The organism is Coprobacillus cateniformis, assembly GCF_009767585.1.
Classification (GTDB): domain Bacteria; phylum Bacillota_I; class Bacilli_A; order Erysipelotrichales; family Coprobacillaceae; genus Coprobacillus; species Coprobacillus cateniformis.
Genome location: NZ_WSNW01000001.1, coordinates 3,601,460 through 3,607,461 on the forward strand (window position 1 = coordinate 3,601,460; position 6,002 = coordinate 3,607,461).

The window sequence follows — 6,002 nt, forward strand, 5'->3', positions numbered from 1 at the left end:
CCTATCCCTCAAATGCCTTTTTAAAATCAGTTATATATTTTCTACTGATAATTAACTTTTCCTGGTTTAGAAGTGTGGCTTCATATTTTCCATTAAGCAAAGCTCTAATATGGTCCAAATATTCTAAATTCAAGAGACATGATTTACTAATTCGAATAAAACCATGGGAATTTAGTTTCTTTTCTAATTCATAAAGTTTTTTAGAAACTTCATAAACATCATCACGACTATAAGCAAATGTCTTTTCATCAATTGTTTCAATATAATATATATCAACTATATTGACTTGATAGATATCTCGTTCTTTCTTACATTGAAGTTTTATGCTATCATGTTCTAAAAGTTCAATAATTTTATTAATATCTTGATTTTGAATAGGACAGCGAATAATAATTTCCACCTCTTCGCACTCCTTGACTTCCTCAATCGAAATCTTCATTAATCTCCCCCTCACTTGTTTTCAGTATACCAAGTTTCTTTTACAAACTCTATAAAATATAGCCCAAATGCAAAAAACACAACCTTAAAAGCAAAAAGAAATCTACAATTGCTCATAGATTTCCTTTTTATATCCAATTATAATTTGATTTTCCATAATTAACAGAGGTCTCTTTATTAGCATTCCATTGCTTGACAATAATTCTACTGCTTCCTCAATACTCATATCAGGTAATCTATCTTTCAAAGCCAATTCTCTATAAACCATCCCTGATGTATTGAAAAAAGGTTTTATACCTTGACCATAATCCAATATCCATTTATATAATTCTTGTTTTGTTGGTGTTTCTTTAACAATATCTCTTTTAACAATTTGATACTCCTTAGCTTGTAATTGTTTTAAAGCTTTAAGACATGTACTACATTTAGGATAATAAATAAATTCCATTGTCTATACCTCCATCAAAGATAATGCAACACGTTTCTTTTTCAAATCTATGTCATAAACATACACATCTAAGATATCTCCAACATTACAGACATCTAAAGTATGTTTAATTTTTTGTTTTGACATTTTAGATATATGAACTAATCCATCATTTTTAAGACCAATATCAACAAATGCTCCAAAATCAACAACATTTCTTACAACTCCTTGTAATTTCATGCCTACTTTAAGATCATCTATTTTTAAGACGTCTTGTCTTAAAATAGGTGCATTGTATTCATCACGAGGAGAACGATGTGGAGATACAAAAGCATCAAGAAGATCATCTAATAAAAACGTGTCCATTCCTAATTCTGTCTTAGCTTGTTCTTTATTGACTTTTACAATCACATCTTGTGCCTGTTGTGTTCCAATATCTTCTTTTGTCAAATGAAGATATTGCAATAAACGAGATGCATCTTGATAATTATCTGGGTGAATACTTGTTTCATCAAATCTTTCATTCCCTGATAGAATTCTTAAAAATCCTACTGCCAATTCATAGGTTTTATCACCAAGCTTATGAACCTTTTTGATTTGATCACGAGATGTGAATTTACCGTTTTCTTCACGATATTTGACAATATTTTTTGCTAAAGTCATAGAAAGACCAGAAACATATTGTAATAATGATGGTGAAGCTGTATTAATATTAACTCCAACTTGATTGACAACTTTTTCAACAACGAAATCTAATTGTTCAGTCAACTTCTTTTGATTCATATCATGCTGATATTGACCAACAGATATCGCTTTTGGCTCGATCTTGACAAGTTCCGCAAGCGGATCTTGAAGTCGCCTAGCAATAGAAACAGCAGAACGCTCCTCAACTTGATATGTAGGAAATTCTTCTTTGGCAATTGCGCTCGCTGAATAAACACTAGCACCAGCTTCAGAAACAATAACATATTGAAGATTTAAAGCATTCTTCTTAATAAATTCAGCAATAAAACTTTCAGTTTCACGACTTGCTGTCCCATTTCCAATAGCTATAATTTCAATTCTATATTTTTGAATCATCGAAAGAAGAATTTTTTCATCTTTTGTATAATCGGCTTTAGGCAAAGTGATAAAAACTTTATTTATATCTAAAACCTTTCCAGTTGGATCAATGGCTGCTAATTTACAACCTGTTCTAAAAGCGGGGTCTACTCCTAATACATAACGATCTTTTAGAGGTGCTTGTAATAATAATTTTTCTAAATTAATAGAGAAGACTTTTAAAGCTTGTTCCTGAGCCTTTTCTGTCAATTCACTTCTGACTTCTCTTTCTACTGATGGGTAAATCAAACGCTTAAATGCATCTTTTACACATATCATAATGAAATCATTTAGATTAGATTCACGTTTTCTCATCACTCCATTATATATATAGTTTTCAAATTTTTCTTCATCAATTGTTATTGAAACATTCAAAACCTTTTCTTTCTCAGCACGATTCATAGCCAAAATACGATGAGAAGCTATATACTGTACCTTTTCATTATAATCATAATACATCTCATAGATACCATCTTCATCAGGGTTTTTCTTTTTAACAGAAGATGTTATTATTCCTGTTTTATAAATCATATCTTTTGTATATTTACGATAACGAGGTTCATCACTTATTTGTTCTGCAATAATGTCTTTAGCCCCTTGGATGGCATCTTCAATGGTTAATACTTCTTCATTTAAATATTTTTGAGCAGCAGCCTCTAAATCAAATTGTCTTGATAATTTTAAAATATCTAAAGCAAATGGTTCTAATCCTTTAGCTTTTGCAACAGAAGCTTTTGTTTTTTTCTTTTCTTTAAATGGTCGATAGTAATCTTCAACTTCACTTAATTTCTCTGCCTTCAATATTTGATTTCTAAGATCTTCAGTCAACATTCCTTTTTCATCTATCAAACGAATAACATCTTCTTTTCTTTGTTGAAGATTCATTTGATATTCATAAACCTTAGAAATCTCTCTAATTTGATCTTCATTAAGTCCATCCGTCTTTTCTTTACGATAACGTGCAATAAAAGGAACAGTAGCCCCCTCTTGTAATAAAGACAATACATTTTCAATTTGTTTTTCACTAATATTAAGTTCAATGCTCATTGTTTTAATAATCTCAGTATTCATATATAAATCCTCCCTAAATAAACTTAATTTATTTTATCCATATCAAGTTTTATATTTTTTAATATCACTGCTTGTTATTTTATCATAACTCACAGAGAGTTTCCATATTTGACTTTACCTTTTAAAATACCTCATGACTATATTATTCATTTAAAATAAAAAGCCAACATTCTATCGTTGGTTTCAACTCTTAAAGATTTGGTGCAGCTGATGAGTTCTGCACCACTCTATCAACTACATTCATCTTCGTTCATTTGTTAATAACATTATACCATATGACGGTTTTTTATTCAATACTATTTTAAATATTTATCACTTCCTTTTGTACATAATTATACAAATTTACAATTTGATCCATTTCTATATCTGTACATTCATTTTCTGTGATTTCTTTTCTTAAGAGTTCTTTTATATTATCTACCAATACAATAAATTTGCTTTTGTTATGACTCTGCACATTCCTTTCTATTTCTTTTGTCAACTTAAATTGTGCTTTTGAATTTGTGTGTATATATGTTTTTAAAGTGATTTCGATATTCTCATGCCCTAGTCTTTCGCTTATAGCCTTGATATCCGTCGAAAAATCCGCGAGCATAGTCGCATGACTGTGACGAAATCCATGCAAAGTAATTTCAGGAAGTTGAGTTTTTGCTAAATATTTTTTTAATAATCTTTGTAAAGAAGTAAAACTCATCATTTTATCACCACCAATAACAAATTTTTGTTTTATATCCTTTCCATAAATTTTTCTTTGACCTATGTAATATTCTTCAATTAATTCACACAAAAATTTATCCATAACAACAATTCGATTAGAATGAACAGTTTTAGGTGGTGTAATAACTTGTCCCTTTCCCTTTTCTCTATTCGCTGTAGAAATAATCTTAATATTCTTTTGAGCAAAAGAAACTTCATTCCACCTTAACGATAATAATTCTCCCTTTCTTATTCCTAAAAAGAAAAGCATATTAAATATAACTTTATCAGTTGTGTTGTTTATATATTCATTAAATTTTAAAAATTGTTCTAAATTCCATATAACCTTTTCTTTAGGTATTTTAACTCTTTTATTAATCATTCTTACACTAGCGATAGTATTTGTTTTTATATAACCATTCTCCAATGCGAAGTTAAAAATTTGTTTCAAAACACCTATTAAATTATTTACATGAGATACACTATAATTACATTCATTTAATAAATAATTTTGATACTTTCTTATAGCTATTTTATTTATATTTGATATATTACTTTTTCCAAAATATCGTGAAATAACAACATATCTATTTTCAATAGTTTCAACAGTTGCCTGTATAATATCAATTTTTTTATCTTCAATAAATATTTCATAAAGTTCATCTAATGTCATAAAAACACTCCCCTTTTAAAATTTTATACTATTATTTTAAAAGACGTCTTCCATATTTTTCCACCGGTTTTCTTATTATATCTTATTTTCGACAAATTTTTATTATATTCGTCATTTTATGCATATTCTTACTTTTATTATTTACAATTATTGGTAATAAAGATATTATTAATATTTATTGTTTTCTTTCTTACCTAAAATTTCATACCCCTCATATATCAGTTCCCTTAAAATTCGTATCATTTTTTCATCAATCATACGAATTCCATTTACTTCTACAACTGGAACGGTTGAAACTGTTTCCCAGCCTAAATCAACTTGATCGGTTTTTAAGATGGTATATTTTTCAATAACTTTATTTTTTGTATGTGGCATTATTTCAGCATACTTCTTATTTTTCTTATAATAAAACACTTTTTTTTCACACCCTTTCATTTCTCATGTTTGTTTTTAAAATATTCTTTTAAAAACAAATGCAATATATAGAGATTTGTATCATCTGTACAAGGAATATTATTCTCATAATATTCCTGTATTTTTTCCCAATAAAATTCATTAAATTGATTCATATATTTATGTGTAAAATGAATTATTCCAATATCTTGATTTACATAAGACACAAAGTTCATATTTCCTTTTAAATTCTCTCTCAAAGGTATTAATTTTATATCGTCTTTCATAAATTCAATCCTCTTTTTCTAAGATTTCTTTTTCAATCAATACATTATCTAAAAGACTTGCTATAAAGTTTTCTTTATCATCTATTGTTAGAATGATTTTCTCTTTATTCAAGATGTTATTAATGTTATTCATACACTTGAAAATATCAACTTTTTTATCCTTACAATCGATATTAATATTAAATAATTTGTTTTCATCAGGACACTTATATCTCCAATATCCATCTTTTATTTTTTCTGGCATACGAATTATTCTAATGAACAAATTGTTACCAAAAGAAGTCAATATCAGTTCAAAAAAATACTTATTTTCATCAAACTGATTTAAAAATTCAAAGTTTATATTTATATCTTCAATTTCCAACGATATCTTTATTTTTTCTAATAAAGATGTCTCAAAATAATAATGTGGCAGATTGTCATAATTATTAAATGTAGGAATTTGATATTCTTCTTTTTCTTCTTTTTCTTCTTTTCGGACTGGTTCATCTTCAACTTGTTCATCTGGCTTTTCACGTTTTCTTTGTTCCTCTAACTCTTGTGCTTTTTTCTCACGTTCTTCGCGTTCTTTTTTCCAAAAATTATTTTCTACCATATGATAACTTATTGCAAAATCATTATTATGACTAAAATTATATCTTTGTTTCATATCACCAATCATCAAATGATATTCATCTTTTCCGTATTCGTTATAAAAATCAATCATTCTTAAAGCTGTATCTAACGTTAAGATTTCATTATTTAAAAACTTCTTTTTCACATCATCTACTTTTAATAGCTTAATATAATCTTTTACAGATTTATCAGCTATTCCCATTTCTTTTGCTATCCATTCATTTTCACGACCACTTGCAATTTTCTTTTTCTTAAGTTCTGGAAAGATTTTATGATAAAGTTCAACTTCTAGAATCTTATC

At 27.6% G+C, this 6,002-nt stretch carries 6 protein-coding genes and 1 pseudogene; all 7 read right to left on the reverse strand.

Annotated elements, in window-relative coordinates; genetic code table 11:
• Position 1: 1 nt before the first annotated feature.
• Complete coding sequence (locus GQF29_RS17875) at positions 2 to 439, reverse strand: LytTR family DNA-binding domain-containing protein (RefSeq protein ID WP_008789444.1); 438 nt, start codon at positions 437 to 439, stop codon at positions 2 to 4.
• A gap of 102 nt (positions 440 to 541) precedes the next feature.
• Entirely contained in the window at positions 542 to 886 is a 345-nt protein-coding gene (locus GQF29_RS17880; protein ID WP_008789443.1) for an arsenate reductase family protein, read from the reverse strand.
• A 3-nt stretch (positions 887 to 889) separates the two neighbouring features.
• Entirely contained in the window at positions 890 to 3,037 is a 2,148-nt protein-coding gene (locus tag GQF29_RS17885) for a Tex family protein (protein ID WP_054325575.1), read from the reverse strand.
• Positions 3,038 to 3,338: 301 nt separating this feature from the next.
• On the reverse strand, positions 3,339 to 4,406 hold the full coding sequence (locus tag GQF29_RS17890; RefSeq protein ID WP_160340864.1) for a tyrosine-type recombinase/integrase: 1,068 nt from the start codon (positions 4,404 to 4,406) through the stop codon (positions 3,339 to 3,341).
• A gap of 168 nt (positions 4,407 to 4,574) precedes the next feature.
• Positions 4,575 to 4,820 (reverse strand): hypothetical protein, encoded by a 246-nt coding sequence (locus GQF29_RS17895; protein ID WP_160340865.1) that lies wholly within the window; start codon positions 4,818 to 4,820, stop codon positions 4,575 to 4,577.
• A 17-nt stretch (positions 4,821 to 4,837) separates the two neighbouring features.
• Positions 4,838 to 5,086, reverse strand: coding sequence for a hypothetical protein (locus GQF29_RS17900; protein WP_008789439.1), 249 nt, complete (start codon positions 5,084 to 5,086; stop codon positions 4,838 to 4,840).
• Positions 5,087 to 5,090: 4 nt separating this feature from the next.
• Positions 5,091 to 6,002: pseudogene (locus GQF29_RS17905) on the reverse strand (ParB/RepB/Spo0J family partition protein); the annotation flags it as partial.

Coding starts and splice junctions, on each gene's coding strand:
- GQF29_RS17880 (WP_008789443.1), bottom strand. CDS start 886: ATGGAATTTATTTATTATCCTAAATGTAGTACATGTCTTAAAGCTTTA.
- GQF29_RS17900 (WP_008789439.1), bottom strand. CDS start 5,086: ATGAAAGACGATATAAAATTAATACCTTTGAGAGAGAATTTAAAAGGA.
- GQF29_RS17885 (WP_054325575.1), bottom strand. CDS start 3,037: ATGAATACTGAGATTATTAAAACAATGAGCATTGAACTTAATATTAGT.
- GQF29_RS17890 (WP_160340864.1), bottom strand. CDS start 4,406: ATGACATTAGATGAACTTTATGAAATATTTATTGAAGATAAAAAAATT.
- GQF29_RS17875 (WP_008789444.1), bottom strand. CDS start 439: ATGAAGATTTCGATTGAGGAAGTCAAGGAGTGCGAAGAGGTGGAAATT.